Origin of the sequence: Onishia taeanensis (genome assembly GCF_013349955.1) — a bacterium.
Classification (GTDB): domain Bacteria; phylum Pseudomonadota; class Gammaproteobacteria; order Pseudomonadales; family Halomonadaceae; genus Onishia; species Onishia taeanensis_B.
In genome coordinates this window covers 151732-168065 of the sequence record NZ_JABVXC010000008.1, presented here as the reverse complement: position 1 = coordinate 168065, position 16334 = coordinate 151732, and the positions used below count along the sequence as shown (strand labels likewise).

The window sequence follows — 16334 nt, the reverse complement described above, 5'->3', positions numbered from 1 at the left end:
CGAACTCGGAAGTGAAACCGCTTAGCGCCGATGGTAGTGTGGAGTTTCTCCATGCGAGAGTAGGTCATTGTCAGGCACTTATTGAGAGAAAACCCCGGTCCTTTACAGGCCGGGGTTTTTTCGTGTCTGGGCATGTCTGGGCGATAAATCCGTCGAGGGCATGGCGCGATAGCGTCGCAAGACGGCATGCCAGATAACTTTGCAAGACAAGGCCCGTTGGTCGTGATCGTTTCCCGTCGTTGCAGGCCTCTTCTGGTCGCCAGCCTTAAAAAATTCGCCCCGGTTGCCATACGGCTGCCGGGGCGATGTCGTTTATGCCTGCACCATTCGTTGAGTGGCTGGCCTAGCGGATCATGGCTTCCATGGCTTCGATCAGGCTGTTCATTTCATCTTCGGTGCCAATGGAAATGCGCATGAAGTCGCGCAGTGCCTCGGTATTGAAGTGGCGTACCAGGATGCTGCGCTCGCGGAGGCCGACGAACAGCTGGGCGGCCTCATGGTCGGGGTGGTGGACCAGCAGGAAGTTGGTCTGGGAGGGCAGAACCTCGAAGCCGAGCTCGCCAAGGCGATGATGGGTGCGCTCGCGGGTAGTGATCACCTGTTCGCGACAGGCCTCGAAGTAGGCCTTGTCCTCGAGGGCTGCAACGCCGATGGCACTGGCCAGGCTGTCGACTGGATAGGAGTTGAAGGAGTTCTTGATACGCTCCAGGCCTTCGACCAATTCTCGTGAGCCGATGGCATAGCCCAGGCGCAGGCCGGCGAGACTTCTGGATTTCGAAAAGGTGCCGGTCACCAGCAGGTTGGGATAGCGCTCGACCAGTGGCACGGCACTTTCGCCACCGAAGTCCACGTAGGCTTCGTCGACCAGCACCACGCACTCGGTGACGCGCTCGAGCAGCGCGGCGATGGTGTCGCGTCCATGGCCGTGGCCGGTCGGTGCATTGGGGTTGGCGAAGATGATGCCGCCGCTCTGGGGATCGAAGGCCTCCAGCGGCACCTGCCACTCATCTCCCAGTGCCACGGTGCGATAGTCGACGCCATACAGGCGGCAATATACCGGATAGAAGCTGTAGCTGATGGCGGGCATCGTCAACGGCAGGGGTTGGCGGAAGAAGGCCTGAAAGGCCAGAGCGAGTACTTCATCGGAGCCATTGCCGACGAATACCTGTTCGACCTCGACGCCGTGCTCCTTGGCCAGTGCCTCGCGTAGCGCTCGAGAGTCCGGGTCCGGGTAGAGACGCAGATGGTCGATCGGGTAATCGCGCAGCACCTGCTCGACGCCCGGCGCCGGCGGATAGGGGTTCTCGTTGGTGTTCAGCTTGATCAGGCGCTCGCGCGGCTGCTCACCCGGGGTATAGGGCGTCAGTTCGCTGACGCCGGGGCTCCAGAACTTGCTCATGGGCACTCGCATTTCAAGGTGGGGATGGGACTTTGGTCATGGTGACGCGCCTGACGGCCCTTCGCAAGCGGCGGCCATGCTAGTGTTGCAAGGCTAATTCAGGAGTTCACGATGATTGCGCAGATTCTAGCCACCCTGCTGCCGGTCTTTCTGATCGCCGGCTGCGGCACTCTCTATGGACGTTATCGTAGCCCCGACATCCGCGGCCTCAATACCCTCAACATGGAGCTGTTCGTGCCCATGCTGGTGTTCGCCGTGCTGGCCGACCAGCAGGCGCCGCTTCAGGACTATGCGTCCCTGGCCTTGGCTGCTGCAGTGGTGGTGCTGGGTTCCGGCCTGGTGCTGTGGCCACTGACCCGCTGGCTAAGGCTCGACCTGAAGACCTTCCTGCCGCCGATGATGTTCAACAACTCGGGCAACATGGGCATTCCGCTGATCGTGCTGGCCTTCGGCGACCAGGCCCTACCCGCCGCCGTGGTGCTGTTCATCGTCGAGATGCTGCTGCACTTCTCGGTGGGGCTCTATATGCTCAGCCCGCACACCCCGCTGTGGCGGCTGCTGCGCATGCCCATCGTGCTGGCGAGCCTTGCCGGTCTGGCCTTCAATCTCGGCGGTATCCCCCTGCCGAGCTGGCTGCTTGAAGCCCTTGATATGCTCGGCGGCGTCTGCATTCCGCTGATGCTGTTCGCTCTTGGCGTGCGGATGCTCGATATCGACTTTAGCGACTGGAAAACCGGCGTACTTGGCGCCGTGCTGTGCCCGCTCAGCGGCCTGGTGCTGGCAGCACCGATGATCATCTGGCTCGACCTGTCCGGCCTGCAGGCGGCTAGCCTGTGGGTATTCGCCGCGTTGCCCCCGGCGGTGCTCAACTACCTGGTCGCCGAGCAATATCGCCAGGAGCCCCACAAGGTCGCTTCTCTGGTGCTGATCGGCAACTTGGGTAGCCTGATCGTGATGCCGCTCGTGCTTGGGCTGGTGTTCAGCTATCAGCTGGTCACTCCGGCAGCAGCCGGCTAGGTCGGGTCAGCGCTCCAGGCGAGTGAGCTGCCGCTCCAGCTTGCTCATGGTGTTCAGCAGGTCGCGATACTCTCCTGAAGAAAGCGTTGCCAATAGCTCGGCCTCCCAGGCTCGTGCCTGGGGAATCAGCTCACTGAGCAACGCCTCGCCCTCTTGAGTCAGATGCAGATAGTGCACCCGCTGGTCCTGCGCCGACTGGGTGCGTCGGATCAAGGCCCGGCCTTCCAGTGCCTGAATGGCCCGCGACACCTTGGCCTTGTCCATCCGGGTATGCTCACCTATCTGCTTGGCGGTGAGCTCCTCGCGATGGCTGAGCCAGGCCAGCACCCGCCACTCGGCAATGGTGATGCCGAACCGCTCGCCGTAGATCCTCGACAGTGCCTGACTGATGCGATCCGCCAGGCTGTTCAGCCGGTAGGGCAGGAACTGGCCGAGGTCGAGCTCGGGCCGTTGCTCACATGGTGCACTATCGGGGGCAGCAGCGCCGTCGATAGCAAAGTCGTTGCTAGCAGAGTCCTCAGGTGCAGAGTCGGGGAGTTTAGGGTTATGTGAGCGGGTGGACATGGCTTGTCTCCTGATGTTCGCCGACAAGTGGTGTGCGCTGACGAATGCGTGTGAAAGCGGGGCGTGTGTGAGTGGAAAACTGCCTGACGGCCCCGGTTCAGCCATTATGCGTCAGCCGGCGGTCAGGCAGAACGGATCATCTGCAACGATCTCGTTGTACCTGAGCGAACGTTGGGCATCCTGAACCTATAAGACCTTGGTGGATATTGAGTAGACGGTTGAGCTGTGCTTTCATTTGAGCATATAGTTTCATATGAAACCAGTTGTTCCGGTTGTCGGGCCCAAGAGGCCCCGCACTGTGACAGCCATCACACGATCACCACGAGGCCAGGAGTATGTCTGCGTCATCGAATGAGCTTTCCTATCAAAGCGGTTTCCGTAACCACTTCGCAAGCGAAGCACTGCCGGGTGCGCTGCCGCAGGGGCAGAACTCGCCTCAGCGCTGCCCCTATGGGCTCTATGCCGAGCAGCTGACCGGCTCGGCTTTTACCTCACCGCGCCATCAAAACCTGAGAAGCTGGCTGTATCGCATCCGTCCCTCGGTGGCGCAGAGTGCCTATCGTCGGTTACCGCAAGGGCGGGTTGTCACCGCGCCAGTGGCCGGTCAGGCCGACCCCAACCAGATGCGTTGGGACCCGATGCCGCTGCCCGATGCGCCCACCGACTTCATCGATAGCCTCGAGACCATCGCTGCCAACGGCGATGCAGCGGCCCAGGTTGGTTGCGGCGTGCACCTTTATGCCTGCAACCGTGACATGACCGAGCGCTTCTTCTACGACGCCGACGGCGAGCTTCTGATCGTGCCGCAACTGGGCGCTCTGGAGCTGCGCACCGAGCTTGGCGTGCTGGCGATCTCGCCCGGCGAAATCGCGGTCATCCCCCGCGGCATCAAGTTCCAGGTGCGGCTGGCAGACGGCTGTGACGCGGCCAGGGGCTATGTCGCCGAGAATTACGGAAGCCCAATGGAGCTGCCAGGTCTTGGGCCGATTGGCGCCAACGGTCTAGCTAATCCGCGAGACTTCCTGAGCCCGGTTGCCGCCTATGAAGATATGACGGGCGATAGCGAGCTGGTGGCCAAGTTCGGCGGTGGCCTCTGGGCGACCCAGCTCGATCATTCGCCGCTGGACGTGGTGGCCTGGCACGGCAATTACGCTCCCTACAAGTACGACTTGGCGCGCTTCAATACCGTTAATTCGGTGAGTTTCGACCACCCGGACCCCTCGATCTTCACCGTGCTGACATCCATTTCCGATACCCCGGGCATGGCCAATCTCGATTTCGTGATCTTCCCGCCGCGCTGGATGGTCGCCGAACAGACCTTCCGTCCGCCGTACTTCCATCGCAACCTGATGAGCGAGTTCATGGGGCTGATCGAGGGTGTCTACGATGCCAAGGCGGAGGGCTTCTCCCCCGGCGGTGCCAGCCTGCACAACTGCATGTCGCCCCATGGCCCCGACGCCGCGACCTTTGAGGCCGCCAGTGTCGCTGAACTGTCCCCGCAGTATCAGGGCGAGACCCTGGCCTTCATGTTCGAGAGTCGCTACGTCTTCCAGCCGACCGAGACGGCGCTTGCCGCCGATTTTCGTCAGCGAGACTACGTCGACGTCTGGAAGGGCCTTGCCTCTCATTTCGACCCGACAGCTCCCTGAGCTGCGAGAGGCAGCTACGGCGATACCCGAGCTCCTATTCAACGCATCACCCTCACCAAAGGATCTTTGCCATGAAACTTGCCACCCTGAACAGCGGCCGCGACGGCGAACTGGTCGTGGTTTCCCGTGACCTGACCCGCGCCGTGCGGGCTACCGACATCGCGGCGACCCTGCAGCAGGCCATCGAGGACTGGGATACGCTGGCCCCGCGCCTCGAGGCACGCTATGCCGAGCTCAACGCCGGCACTGCCGAGGGCGATTTCGCCCTCGAGATGGCCGCCCTGCATTCGCCGCTACCGCGGACCTATCAATGGGCCGATGGTTCTGCCTATCTCAATCACGTGCAGTTGGTACGCCAGGCGCGCGGTGCCGAAATGCCCGAGACCTTCTGGACCGATCCGCTGATGTATCAGGGCGGTGGCGACCATTTCCTGGCGCCGACCGAGGACATCGAGGCGATCAGCGAGGAACACGGCATCGACTTCGAGGGCGAGATCGCGGTGATCACCGATGACGTGCCCATGACGGTGACCCCGGAGACCGCCTCAGGCCACATCAAGCTGATCATGCTGGTCAATGACGTCAGCCTGCGCGGCCTGATTCCCGGCGAGCTTGCCAAGGGGTTCGGCTTCTTCCAGGCCAAGCCGGCCTCCAGCTTCTCGCCGGTTGCCGTGACCCCGGACGAGCTGGGGGAGGCCTGGCAGAGTGGTCGCGTGCACCTGCCGCTTAGCGTCCACCTCAACGACGACGCCTTCGGCGTACCCGAGGCTGGCCCTGACATGATCTTCGGCTTCCACGAACTCGTCGCCCACGCTGCCCGCACGCGCCACCTCGGCGCCGGAACGGTGATCGGCTCCGGCACCGTCTCCAACCCGGATGCCGACGGCGGGCCGGGCAAGCCGATGCGTGACGGCGGCGTTGGCTACAGCTGCCTAGCCGAGGTGCGCATGGTCGAGAAGATCCTGTACGACGAGGTGAAGACGCCCTTCATGCGCTTCGGCGATCGAGTGCGCATCGAGATGTTCGACCGCGACGGTCAGAGCATCTTCGGCGCCATTGACCAGCAGGTAGTCGAGTACCGGCCGCGGTGAGCGGGTGACCGAGAGGAAAAAGACCATGACGCTTTATGGCTATTACCGCTCCTCGGCGGCCTATCGGGTGCGTATTGCCCTGAACCTAAAGGGGCTCGAGGTCGCCCAGGTGCCGGTCAATCTGGCCGGCGGTGCCCAGCGCGAGGGGAGCTTCCGGGCGATCAACCCGCAAGGGTTGGTGCCGGTGCTCGAGACCGACGACGGCGAGTGGCTGACCCAGTCGCTGGCTATCTGTGAGTATCTTGATGAGCGCTACCCCTCGTCGCCGGCCCTGCTACCGGAGGGTGCCACCGGTCGTGCGCGGGTGCGCGGACTTGCCCAACTGATCGCAAGCGACATCCATCCGCTCAACAACCTGCGGGTGCTCAGATATCTGATCGGCGATCTCGAACTGGATGAAGATGCCAAGCTTGGTTGGTATCGCCACTGGGTGGCAGAGGGCTTCACGGCGCTCGAAGCCCTGCTCGAAAGCGAGCAGACTGGCCTTTGTTGTCACGGCGATACGCCAACCCTTGCCGATATTTGTCTGGTACCCCAGGTCTATAACGCTGAGCGCTTCGACTGTGATCTCTCCGCCTATCCGCGCTTGCGCGCCATCGCCGAGCACTGTCGTGGGCTGCCTGCCTTCGAGCAGGCGAGCCCGTCCCGCCAGCCGGGTGCCGGCTGATCCGAGGCGAGCAAGCAAGAGTGGTGAGCGTATCGCGGGACGCGCATCGCACGCCTAGGATGCTGCATCGGTAAGCGGCACCTGCAAAGAGTTGCTTTTGGGGGGCTACGGGAGAGTCGCGTGACTGTCCGTCGGCGCCACTTGACGTTATGCTGTGAGACAACCGTCGCCGTCGCGGCGCGTGTCTCACAGCTAGGAGAAATACATGCAGATTAGGACGCTGCTGGCCGGGACCTTCATGCTTGCCTCTCTGGCAGGCTGTGCCACCGGTCAGATGGATCAGACCGATGGGGAAGTCATTGATCAAATGGCGCATTACGAGGGCACACTGCCTTGTCGTAACTGTGCCGGCATCGATATCGATGTCGAGCTCGATGGCACCGAAGATGGTGCGGCCGCTGACCGCACCTTCAACCTGAATGCTAGCTATCGTGAGCATCCGCAGAATCCGCCGGACGAGACCTATACCGGCCAGTGGAGCGTGCTCACCGGTACCCCGGTCGACCCCGAGGCTACCGTCTACGAGCTTACGCCCCAAGGCGAGGGACAGATCTACTACTTCCTCAAGATTGATCCGAATACCCTTGAGCTGATCGATCCCCAGCGTCGGCGCTTCCAGAACCGCGACATGCTGCAGCTCAAGCGCCAGAGTGCCAGCCAGTAAGTCAGGCAGCGTCAGTAGCATGTGAAGAGGCGGCCCGCGTGGGCCGCCTCTTTTCGTATGGTGTTTCTTTCGGCCGCCCCTGTTTTGCCCAACGCCTCGGGCGCATACGTCGCATCGCGTGCCCCGGCTGGTAGAATAGGGCCTTTTATTCGGTGGAGCCTGGCATGGCCAAAGCGAAGAGCGCGTTCGTCTGCACCGAGTGCGGTGCCGAATATCGCAAGTGGCAGGGCCAGTGCACCAGCTGTCGCGAGTGGAACTCGCTGAGCGAGGTGCGCTTGGCACCGGCTCGTCCCGGCGCTGCGCCCAGCGCCAGTGGCGGGCGCAGCGGCTATGCCGGCGGCGTTTCCCGGGATGTCACCGATCTGGCGTCGGTAGACCTGACCGAGGTGCCCCGGCTTTCCTCTACCTTCGGTGAGTTCGACCGAGTGCTGGGCGGTGGCCTGGTGCCGGGCTCGGCGGTGTTGCTGGGCGGCCATCCCGGCGCCGGCAAATCTACCCTGTTGCTGCAGACCGCCTGCAAGCTGGCTCAGGAACGCTCTTCGCTTTACGTCACCGGCGAGGAATCGCTGTCTCAGGTGGCGATGCGCGCCCACCGGCTGCAATTGCCGACTCAAGGCCTCAAGATGCTCGCCGAGACCAGCGTCGAGACGATTCTCGGCGTTGCCGAGCGTGAGCGCCCAGAGGTGCTGATCATCGACTCCATCCAGACCATGCACCTCGAGGACATCGCCTCGGCCCCGGGCGGTGTGGCCCAGGTGCGAGAGTCCGCCGCGGCGCTGACCCGCTTCGCCAAGCAGTCCAACACCGTGCTGTTGCTGGTAGGGCACGTCACCAAGGACGGCAGCCTGGCTGGCCCCAAGGTGCTCGAGCATATGATCGATGCCTCATTACTGCTCGAGGGCGGTGCCGACTCACGCTTTCGCACCCTGCGCGGCCAGAAGAACCGCTTCGGCGCGGTCAACGAGCTCGGCGTCTTCGCCATGCTCGAACACGGCATGAAGGAAGTGAAGAATCCCAGCGCCATCTTCCTGTCGCGTAGCGAGGAGCAGGCCTCTGGCAGCCTGGTGATGGTGGTCTGGGAGGGTACGAGGCCGATCCTGGTCGAGGTGCAGGCGCTGCTCGACGACTCGCCGCTGGGGAACCCGCGCCGCATCGCCGTGGGCCTCGACGGCAACCGGCTGTCGATGCTGCTGGCGGTGCTGCACAAGCATGGCGGGCTCTTCACGGGGGATCAGGACGTCTTCCTCAACGTTGTCGGCGGGGTCAAGGTGCTGGAGACCAGCGCCGACCTTGCTGTGCTGCTAGCAGTGGTTTCGAGCCTGCAGAACCGCCCGCTGCCGCGTGAGCTGGTGGTATTCGGCGAGGTCGGGCTCTCCGGTGAAATCCGCCCGGTGCCGAGCGGCCAGGAGCGCATCGTCGAGGCCGCCAAGCACGGCTTCAAGCGCGCCATCGTGCCCCGCGGCAACGCTCCCAAAACCTCGCCGCCCGGCATGGAAGTGGTCGCCGTCGACAAGCTGGCCGACGCCCTAGAGGCGCTGTGATGCCGGCCCTTGATCGATAGCTCCTCTTGGTCGATAGGCCCTCTTGGTCGAGGCCCCCATGACGGCCGGCGCCCGATATTGAACACGCCTTCAGAAAGGAGATGGTGATGAGTGCGATTCGTCTGACCGAATACAGCCGCGGCGCGGGCTGTGGCTGCAAGATTGCCTCCGACGTCCTCGATGGCATCCTCGCCAAAGCGGGGCCCGCTACCAGTCACTCGCGGTTGATCGTCGGCAATCAAGGCCGCGAGGATGCCGCCGTCTACGATCTGGGCGACGGGCGAGGCATGATCGCCACCACCGACTTCTTCACGCCGATCGTCGATGATCCCTTCGACTTCGGCCGCATCGCCGCCATCAACGCCATCAGCGACGTCTATGCCATGGGTGGCGATCCAGTAATGGCGCTGGGCATCCTCGGCTGGCCGTTGGACAAGCTCGGCGCCCATGTCGCCGGCGATGTGGTAGCCGGTGCCCAGGCAGTCTGCCGCGAGCACGGCATGGCGCTGGCCGGCGGGCACTCGATCGATTCACCGGAGCCGATTTTCGGCCTGGCCGTCAATGGCCTGGTGGATCTCGAACACCTGATCCTCAACAAGGGCGCCGAGGTCGGCGATCTTCTGTACCTGACCAAGCCGCTCGGGGTCGGCCTTCTGACCACCGCCGAGAAGCAGGGACTGGTCAAACCCGGCCACCAGGGGCTGGCGCGTGAGGCCATGCTCGCCTCCAACCGCATCGGCGCCGACTTCGCACGGATCAAGGGCGTACATGCCATGACCGATGTGACCGGCTTCGGCCTCGCTGGCCATCTGAGCGAGATCTGCGAGGCCAGCGGCGTGGCGGCCAGGCTCGACTTCAAGCGCCTGCCGCGGCTCGCCGAGGCCGAGCATTACCGGCGTCTTGGCGCCGTGCCGGGGGGCACCCGGCGCAACCGTGAGGCGCTCGGCGAGCGGCTGCCGGTGATGGATGAAGCCCACTGGCAGTGGCTCTGCGACCCCCAGACCTCCGGCGGCCTGCTACTGGCCGTGCACCCCTCCTGGGCCGATGATATCGAGCGGGCCGGCCGTGCCCATGGCCTGAGCCTTGCCCCCTGCGGCGAGATCGTCGCCGCCCACGGCACCACCCGCCTAGAGGTGACAGGATGAACCTGCCTCAGGTAGACCCCAGCCTTGACATGCTGCGTCAGCGCCGCCGCTTGATCGACGTGCGTGCACCTGTCGAGTTCGCCCAGGGTGGGCTGCCCGGGGCCGTCAATCTGCCGCTGATGGATAACGAAGAGCGCCACCGGGTCGGCATCGCCTACGCCGAGCAGGGCCAGCAGGCGGCCATTGAGCTTGGTCAACGGCTGGTCGCAGGAGGCATCAAGCGCGCCCGGGTGGCCGCCTGGCAGCAGGAGCTCCGGCAGCATCCCGATGCGCTGCTCTATTGTTTTCGCGGCGGGCTGCGCTCGCAGACCGCCCAGCAGTGGCTTTGGGATGCCGGCATTGAGCGCCCTCGCATGCGCGGTGGTTGGAAGGCCATGCGCAGGTTGATTTGCGATCATGTCGATGCCGCCAGCGAGCGTCCGATACTGGTCGTCAGTGGGTTGACTGGCTCGGCCAAGACGCCGCTGATCAATGGTCTTGGTCAGGGGCTCGACCTCGAGGGGTGTGCTCGCCACAAGGGGTCGGCTTTCGGTCGCCACCCGATGCCGGCGCCCAGCCAGATCGACTTCGAGCACGCCATCGGCATGGGGTTGTTGAATCTACAGCAGCCACAGGGCTCGATCGTGCTCGAGGACGAGTCGCGCCACATCGGCATAGCCAATGTGCCGCTGATCTTCTGGCGTGGCATGGAAAAGGCACCGCGTATCCGCGTCGAGATGCCCCTGGACTGGCGGCTGGCGCAGATTCGCAAGGACTACATCGACGATCTCTGGGCGCTGTATCAGGGCCAATATGGCGACTGGCTCGGCTGGGCGCTGATGCGCAAGCAGCTTTCCACCGCCTTGGGTCGGCTACGCAAGCGCCTGGGGCTGGCGCGTCTGCAACGCCTGCAGCGCCTGCAGGAGCTGGCCTTTCGCGAGCACGAGCGTGGCAACCGCCAAGCGCATGAGGCCTGGCTGGGGCCGCTGCTCACCGAATACTACGATCCGCTGTATCGCCATCAGCTCGAGAAGCACCCGCATACCTTCCTGCATGTGGGGGACTGGGAGAGTTGCCTGGAGTTCGCCAAGGACTGGTCAGCGCGACACGCTGCGTAGCCACTGCACCATCAGCCGGTCGAGTAGCGCCGCCTGATGGTCGACGCGCCGCGTGTCGGCAAGAATGGTCTCGGCGGCCTGCACGTAGCGACCTTCCAGAGGGCTGGCGCCTGCCTGCGTACGCGCCGCGAGATGTTCGAAGAGCGCCGAGATGCTGGTGTCGGTGGCTTCCAGATGACACTGCAAGGCCACCACCCGGCCCCGGTCACAGGCGAAGCCCTGCAGCGGGCTCGCCTCGCTGCCGCCCAGCGGTAGGGCACCGTCGGGCAGGCCGAAGATATCGCGCTGCCAGCTGAAGGCCTCGAAGGTCTCGGGCAGGTCGAAGGGGCTCTCCGGGGCGAGTTCGATCCGCTGCCAGCCAAGGGCCGGGTAGGTGCCGCGGGAAACGATGGCCCCCAGCCCCTCGGCGATCAGCCGTGCCCCCATGCCGACGCCCAGCACTGGCTTGCCGCTCTTCAGCGCGCGGGCCAACAGCTTCTTCTCGCGAGCGAGCCAGGGATGAGTCGCGGTATCATCGATGGCAAGATCGCCGTCGAGCAGTACCAGCGCGTCGCAGTCGGCGAGACGCGGCGGCGCCTCGCCAGCGTAGAGGTGGCAGCGATTGTGGCTGTGTCCCATGCTGTCCAGCCAGTCGGCGAAGCGGGCCGGGCCCAGGCCCGCAGCATGCTGAAGAAAGTAGATATGCATGGCGTTATGATGACCGGCTCAGGGCCGAGGCGTCCAGCGCCCGTTAGGCAACGGCAATAAGATGCGGTTAGCCAGTTACGCTAATTCCGGCATGCTCAACACGTGACGGGCATTACGCTAACAGGCACACGACCAGGGGAGGGAGCATGGCCAGCAGCGCCGTACTCGAGCAGATCTATACCATCGTCGCCCAGATTCCGGAGGGCCGCGTTACCACCTATGGCAGCGTGGCCAAGATGACGGAGGGTGCCACGGCGCGCATGGTCGGTGGCGCCATGCGCCACCTGCCGGAGGGACACGGCTTGCCCTGGCATCGAGTGATCAATGCCAGCCGGCGCGTCACCGAGCATGGTGGCGCCGTTCGCCAGCGCGAGAAGCTACGCGCCGAGGGCGTGGTGTTCGATGCGCGGGGCAAGGTCCCGGCCGACCTGCTCTGGCCCTGAGAAAAGGCGGCGGCCTCTTTGCTTAACGACTCATAAAGATCCCATCACTGACGCTTGCTTGTCGTCTTTCCCACCTGTTTCCAGGAGACTCCATGACCCAACCTGCCGGCGGCTTCAATGCCCGCCTGACGAACCTCGACGCCCGCCGCCGCCTGGCCTTCATGGCCGCCCTGGGCGAGCGCCTGATGCCCAACTACGCCCTCTATGCCGACCATGCCGAAGTCGGCGATCCTGCGGCGCTGCGCAGCATCCTCGATCTGATCTGGGAGCACCTGACGGTGAAAGGCGCCAAGATCGACTTCGACCGTCAGGCGGAGAAGCTCGCCGAGCTCGAGCCGCCGGTCGATGACGACAGCTTCGGTGCCCGGCGCGCCCTGGAAGCGGTGATGGCGATCTCGGCGATGCTCGACACCCTGCGCGGCGAAGCGCCCGAGGCGGTGCTGGAAGTCAGCCGCGCGTCACTCAGCGGCGTGCGGGCCTTCATCGAGGTAAGCGAAGGCGAGGAAGACGCAACGCGGCTGGCGGCGCTGATCCGCGAGCACGAGCTGATGGCGGATGAGCGCGACTTTCAGGATGCGGTGCTGGAAGCGGTCGAGGAAGTCGACCTGGATCGCGACGCCCTCAAGGCGCTCAAGCGCCTGGGGCGTAACGGTGGGGTGAGCAACCTGGGGCTCACCCTCGACTAACGAGAAGAGTGCCGGGAGAGCGAAGGGAGAGGGCTGCCACGGCGAGCAGCCCCGAATTTAGAGGCGTGAGGCTACAAGCTAAAAGCTAGAAACGGACCCCGGCATTGAACATCGCGCCTGCGGTGCCGAACAGCAGCATATCGGCTTCGAATCGGCCCCAGCGCGCGCCTATGGTGGGGAGAATCGCCGGGGCGATGCCGAGGCTGTTATAGGAAATCTTGTCCTTTTTGTCGCCGTCATAGCCACGCAGCCCGCCGGCGGTGAGCTTGGCGCGCACTTCCAGGTCTTCGCTGGGCTGCCAGAGAGGAAACTCGCGACCGGCATAGAAGTACCAGATCGGCTGGTCGAAGGAGTTCTTCAACCAGGCCGCACCAGTGAACCAGCGCTCGGGGTTGTGGACCTCCAAGCCGATCAGGTTCTGCTGGTTGTTGTACTCCTCGTCATCGTCTTCATTAGTCGAGTAATGCGCGGTCCACAGGCTGGTCTGTACCAGGCCATGATCGTAGGTGAAGAACCCTTCGGCCTGAGCGAATGAAGGCGCGAGCAGGCCCGTTAGCAGCAGCGCCAGCGCATAGTGTCCGATGCGCGTCCGCCGGACTTGAGTCGCCAGGCCTTGGCGCTGAGCAGGCATCATGGCGTCCTCAAAGTCGCATCTCGATACCCTGGTCCGCCATGTAGCGCTTGGCATCGGGGATGCTGTATTCGCCAAAGTGGAAGATGCTGGCGGCCAGTACCGCATCGGCCCGGCCCTTGGTGACGCCCTCGACCAGGTGGTCCAGGGTGCCCACGCCGCCGGAGGCGATCACCGGCACGCACACCGCATCGGAAATGGCGCGGGTCAGCTCATTGTCGAAGCCGATCTTGGTGCCGTCGCGGTCCATGCTGGTCAGCAGCAGCTCCCCGGCGCCCAGTTCCACCATCTTCTGCGCCCACTCCACCGCGTCAAGGCCGGTCGGCTTGCGCCCGCCGTGGGTGAAGATCTCCCAGCGCGGCGTCTCGCCTTCGGCGGAGACCCGCTTGGCGTCGATGGCCACCACGATGCACTGGCTGCCGAAACGCTGGGTCGCTTCATAGACGAATTCCGGATTGCTTACCGCCGCGGTGTTGATCGACACCTTGTCGGCACCGGCATTGAGCATGGTGCGGATATCGTCGCAGGTACGAATGCCACCGCCCACGGTCAGCGGGATGAACACCTCGCCGGCAATGCGTTCGACCATCTCGACGGTGGTGCCGCGGTCTTCATGGCTTGCCGTGATGTCGAGAAAGGTAATCTCGTCGGCACCCTGTTGATTGTAGCGCTTGGCGATTTCCACCGGGTCGCCGGCATCGCGGATGCCAACGAAGTTGACGCCTTTGACAACGCGCCCGGCGTCGACATCTAGGCAGGGGATGATGCGTTTAGCGAGTCCCATGAGTCAGCCCTCCGCTTATGATTGAGTGGCAGCAGCGCCGGCGAGTTCGTCGCACAGACGCTGGGCCTCGGCGAGGTCCAGGCTGCCCTCGTAGATGGCGCGGCCGGTGATGGCGCCGAGGATACCGTCGTCGGCGACCTTGGCCAGGGCCCGCAGATCCTCGAGGTTGGTGACTCCGCCGGAAGCGATGACCGGCAGGCCGCCGTGGCGGGCTAGCTCGGCGGTGGCCTCGACGTTGACGCCCTGCATCATGCCGTCGCGGGCGATGTCGGTGTAGACGATCGAGGACACGCCATCATCGGCGAAGCGCTTGGCCAGGTCGGTCGCCTTGATGGCGGAGACCTCGGCCCATCCGTCGGTGGCCACGAAGCCGTCGCGGGCGTCCAGGCCGACGATCACATGGCCCGGGAAGGCGCGGCACATCTCGGTGACGAAGGCCGGTTCCTTGACTGCCTTGGTGCCGATGATCACGTGCGACACTCCGGCTTCCAGATAGTGCTCGATGGTGTCGGCGCTGCGAATGCCGCCGCCGATCTGGATCGGCAGGTCCGGGTAGGCGCGGGCGATGGCGGTGACCGCCTCGCCGTTGACCGGGGCACCCTCGAAGGCGCCATTGAGGTCGACCAGGTGCAGGCGGCGAGCGCCGGCCTCGACCCACCGGGCCGCCATGGCCACCGGGTCATCGCCATAGGTAGTGGAGTCATCCATCCGGCCCTGCTTCAGGCGAACGCACTTGCCGTCCTTGAGATCGATGGCGGGAATTACCAGCATGTCGTGTCCTCGTGGGCGCCTTGCGGGGCGCGAATGAAGGTGATGCGTAAACGGGGGGCGGTCAGGGCGTCCACTGCACGAAGTTCTCGAGCAGGCGCAGGCCCGCCGCCGAGCTCTTTTCCGGGTGGAACTGGGTGGCGAAGACCGGTCCGCGACCCACCGCTACATGCGCAGTGACGCCGCCGTATTCGGTGGTGCCGAAGACATCGGCATCCTTGGCGGCATCGACGTAGTAGCTGTGCACGAAATAGAAGCGATCGCCATCCTCGATGCCTTCCCACAGGGGATGGTCGTGGCGTTGGGTCACGCGGTTCCAGCCCATGTGCGGCACCTTGAGGCGCTCGCCTTGTGCATCGCGCAGGTCGATGGGGAAGCGACGCACGCGGCCCGGCAGAAAGCCCAGGCAGGTCACGCCGCCATTCTCTTCGCTCTCATCGAGCAGCATCTGCTGGCCGACGCAGATTCCCAGCAGCGGCTTGTCGCCGTCAGTCAGCAGCTCCTGCACCAGGCCCTTGACCTCGCTGCGCTCCAGCTCGCCCATGCAGTCGCGGATCGCTCCCTGGCCGGGCAGCACTAGCCGGGTGGCGCCACGGATACGGCGGGCATCGCGGGTCACCACCACGTTTTCATGGGTGACGTGCTCCAGGGCCTTGGCGACGCTGTGCAAATTGCCCATTCCATAATCGATGACGGCAATGGTCATGCTGCGCTCCTTGTCGAGTAAGTGGCCGAGTGAGTTGCCTGGCGGCCTGAGAGGCGAAGAGGCATCATCATGCCATCATGACAGCTTACAGGCTGCCTTTGGTGGACGGCATCTGGCCGGCCATGCGTGGATCCTCGGCGGTAGCCATGCGCAGCGCGCGGCCGAAGGCCTTGAAGATGGTCTCTGCCTGATGGTGAGCGTTGAAGCCCTTCAGGTTGTCGATGTGCAGGGTCACCTGGGCGTGATTGACGAAGCCCTGGAAAAACTCCCAGAACAGCTGGGTGTCCAGCGTGCCGAGGCTGCCGCGAGTGAATTCGACATTCATGAACAGGCCCGGGCGGCCGGAGAAATCCACGACCACGCGGGAAAGCGCTTCGTCCAGCGGCACATAGGCGTGGCCATAGCGGTAGATGCCACGCTTGTCGCCGATGGCCTTGGCGAAGGCCTGGCCCAGTGTGATGCCGAGATCCTCGACGGTGTGGTGAGCGTCGATATGCAGATCGCCCACTGCCTTGATGTCGAGGTCGATCAGCCCGTGGCGCGCCACCTGGTCGAGCATATGGTCGAGAAAGGGCACGCCGGTCTCGCAGTTGAGCTCGCCCTTGCCATCGAGGTTCACGCTTACCGTGATCTGCGTTTCCTTGGTATCGCGGGAAACCGTGGCGGTACGCTGGGTCATGATGGCTGTACTCCTGCGCTGAGCGCATTGCGGTGAAACGCCGTCGCACGCCAGAGCGACGGAGGTCGAGCCAGCCATTATAGTGAATCGCGCCCCCCATCCGCTACAATGCGGGA

Annotated in this window: 18 protein-coding genes and 1 rRNA gene; 11 read left to right on the top strand and 8 right to left on the bottom strand. The window is 64.2% G+C overall.

Translation table 11 applies throughout. The annotated features are described in order from the left end of the window. Nucleotides 1-76: ribosomal RNA gene (gene rrf, locus HUS66_RS18120) — 5S ribosomal RNA — on the top strand; the annotation flags it as partial. A 267-nt stretch (nt 77-343) separates the two neighbouring features. Here the strand turns inward: rrf and hisC are convergent. Next, nucleotides 344-1399, bottom strand: a complete 1056-nt coding sequence (gene hisC, locus HUS66_RS11250; protein WP_175070998.1) for a histidinol-phosphate transaminase — start codon at nt 1397-1399, stop codon at nt 344-346. A gap of 111 nt (nt 1400-1510) precedes the next feature. On the opposite strand from hisC, the gene HUS66_RS11245 reads away from it, so the two are divergent. Next, on the top strand, nt 1511-2416 hold the full coding sequence (locus HUS66_RS11245) for an AEC family transporter (RefSeq protein WP_175070997.1): 906 nt from the start codon (nt 1511-1513) through the stop codon (nt 2414-2416). Between the two features lie 6 nt (nt 2417-2422). On the opposite strand, the gene HUS66_RS11240 is transcribed toward HUS66_RS11245, so the two are convergent. After that, the gene (locus HUS66_RS11240; protein ID WP_175070996.1) at nt 2423-2980 is read right to left on the bottom strand and encodes a MarR family winged helix-turn-helix transcriptional regulator; all 558 of its coding nucleotides are present in this window, start codon (nt 2978-2980) and stop codon (nt 2423-2425) included. 335 nt (nt 2981-3315) lie between these two features. On the opposite strand from HUS66_RS11240, the gene hmgA reads away from it, so the two are divergent. The 7 genes from hmgA to mnmH all read left to right on the top strand — a co-directional run bounded on the left by hmgA (nt 3316) and on the right by mnmH (nt 10834). Further along, the gene (gene hmgA / locus HUS66_RS11235) at nt 3316-4629 is read left to right on the top strand and encodes a homogentisate 1,2-dioxygenase (protein ID WP_175070995.1); all 1314 of its coding nucleotides are present in this window, start codon (nt 3316-3318) and stop codon (nt 4627-4629) included. 71 nt (nt 4630-4700) lie between these two features. Continuing rightward, nucleotides 4701-5720 (top strand): fumarylacetoacetate hydrolase family protein, encoded by a 1020-nt coding sequence (locus tag HUS66_RS11230; protein WP_175070994.1) that lies wholly within the window; start codon nt 4701-4703, stop codon nt 5718-5720. 25 nt (nt 5721-5745) lie between these two features. Then, a complete protein-coding gene (gene maiA / locus HUS66_RS11225) occupies nt 5746-6387 on the top strand; it encodes a maleylacetoacetate isomerase (protein WP_175070993.1) in 642 nt (213 codons plus the stop codon). A 205-nt stretch (nt 6388-6592) separates the two neighbouring features. Further along, entirely contained in the window at nt 6593-7051 is a 459-nt protein-coding gene (locus tag HUS66_RS11220; protein WP_175070992.1) for a copper resistance protein NlpE N-terminal domain-containing protein, read from the top strand. Nucleotides 7052-7215: 164 nt separating this feature from the next. Continuing rightward, nucleotides 7216-8592 (top strand): DNA repair protein RadA, encoded by a 1377-nt coding sequence (radA, locus tag HUS66_RS11215; RefSeq protein WP_175070991.1) that lies wholly within the window; start codon nt 7216-7218, stop codon nt 8590-8592. A 104-nt stretch (nt 8593-8696) separates the two neighbouring features. After that, nucleotides 8697-9737 carry a selenide, water dikinase SelD gene (gene selD, locus HUS66_RS11210; protein ID WP_425340084.1) on the top strand — a complete coding sequence of 347 codons (1041 nt, stop codon included), beginning with the start codon at nt 8697-8699 and terminating at the stop codon, nt 9735-9737. Then, the gene (gene mnmH / locus HUS66_RS11205; protein WP_175070989.1) at nt 9734-10834 is read left to right on the top strand and encodes a tRNA 2-selenouridine(34) synthase MnmH; all 1101 of its coding nucleotides are present in this window, start codon (nt 9734-9736) and stop codon (nt 10832-10834) included. The genes selD and mnmH overlap by 4 nt, the downstream gene beginning before the upstream one ends. Here mnmH and HUS66_RS11200 read toward each other — a convergent pair. After that, nucleotides 10814-11521 (bottom strand): type 1 glutamine amidotransferase, encoded by a 708-nt coding sequence (locus tag HUS66_RS11200; protein WP_175070988.1) that lies wholly within the window; start codon nt 11519-11521, stop codon nt 10814-10816. The two genes, mnmH and HUS66_RS11200, sit on opposite strands and share 21 nt — an antisense overlap. 146 nt (nt 11522-11667) lie before the next feature. Here HUS66_RS11200 and HUS66_RS11195 point away from each other — a divergent pair, with 146 nt between their 5' ends. Together HUS66_RS11195 and HUS66_RS11190 are read left to right on the top strand one after the other, a co-directional pair. Further along, nucleotides 11668-11964 carry an MGMT family protein gene (locus HUS66_RS11195; RefSeq protein WP_175070987.1) on the top strand — a complete coding sequence of 99 codons (297 nt, stop codon included), beginning with the start codon at nt 11668-11670 and terminating at the stop codon, nt 11962-11964. A 92-nt stretch (nt 11965-12056) separates the two neighbouring features. After that, entirely contained in the window at nt 12057-12650 is a 594-nt protein-coding gene (locus HUS66_RS11190) for a YjaG family protein (protein WP_175070986.1), read from the top strand. A gap of 85 nt (nt 12651-12735) precedes the next feature. On the opposite strand, the gene HUS66_RS11185 is transcribed toward HUS66_RS11190, so the two are convergent. From HUS66_RS11185 to hisB, 5 genes are all read right to left on the bottom strand, one after another. Continuing rightward, a complete protein-coding gene (locus HUS66_RS11185) occupies nt 12736-13284 on the bottom strand; it encodes a hypothetical protein (RefSeq protein ID WP_175070985.1) in 549 nt (182 codons plus the stop codon). A 7-nt stretch (nt 13285-13291) separates the two neighbouring features. After that, nucleotides 13292-14065 (bottom strand): imidazole glycerol phosphate synthase subunit HisF, encoded by a 774-nt coding sequence (hisF, locus tag HUS66_RS11180; protein ID WP_175070984.1) that lies wholly within the window; start codon nt 14063-14065, stop codon nt 13292-13294. 15 nt (nt 14066-14080) lie between these two features. Further along, nucleotides 14081-14836 carry a 1-(5-phosphoribosyl)-5-[(5-phosphoribosylamino)methylideneamino]imidazole-4-carboxamide isomerase gene (gene hisA, locus HUS66_RS11175; protein WP_175070983.1) on the bottom strand — a complete coding sequence of 252 codons (756 nt, stop codon included), beginning with the start codon at nt 14834-14836 and terminating at the stop codon, nt 14081-14083. A gap of 61 nt (nt 14837-14897) precedes the next feature. Beyond that, a complete protein-coding gene (gene hisH, locus HUS66_RS11170) occupies nt 14898-15539 on the bottom strand; it encodes an imidazole glycerol phosphate synthase subunit HisH (protein ID WP_175070982.1) in 642 nt (213 codons plus the stop codon). An 85-nt stretch (nt 15540-15624) separates the two neighbouring features. After that, nucleotides 15625-16218 (bottom strand): imidazoleglycerol-phosphate dehydratase HisB, encoded by a 594-nt coding sequence (gene hisB / locus HUS66_RS11165; protein ID WP_092528495.1) that lies wholly within the window; start codon nt 16216-16218, stop codon nt 15625-15627. Between the last annotated feature and the right edge of the window lie 116 nt (nt 16219-16334).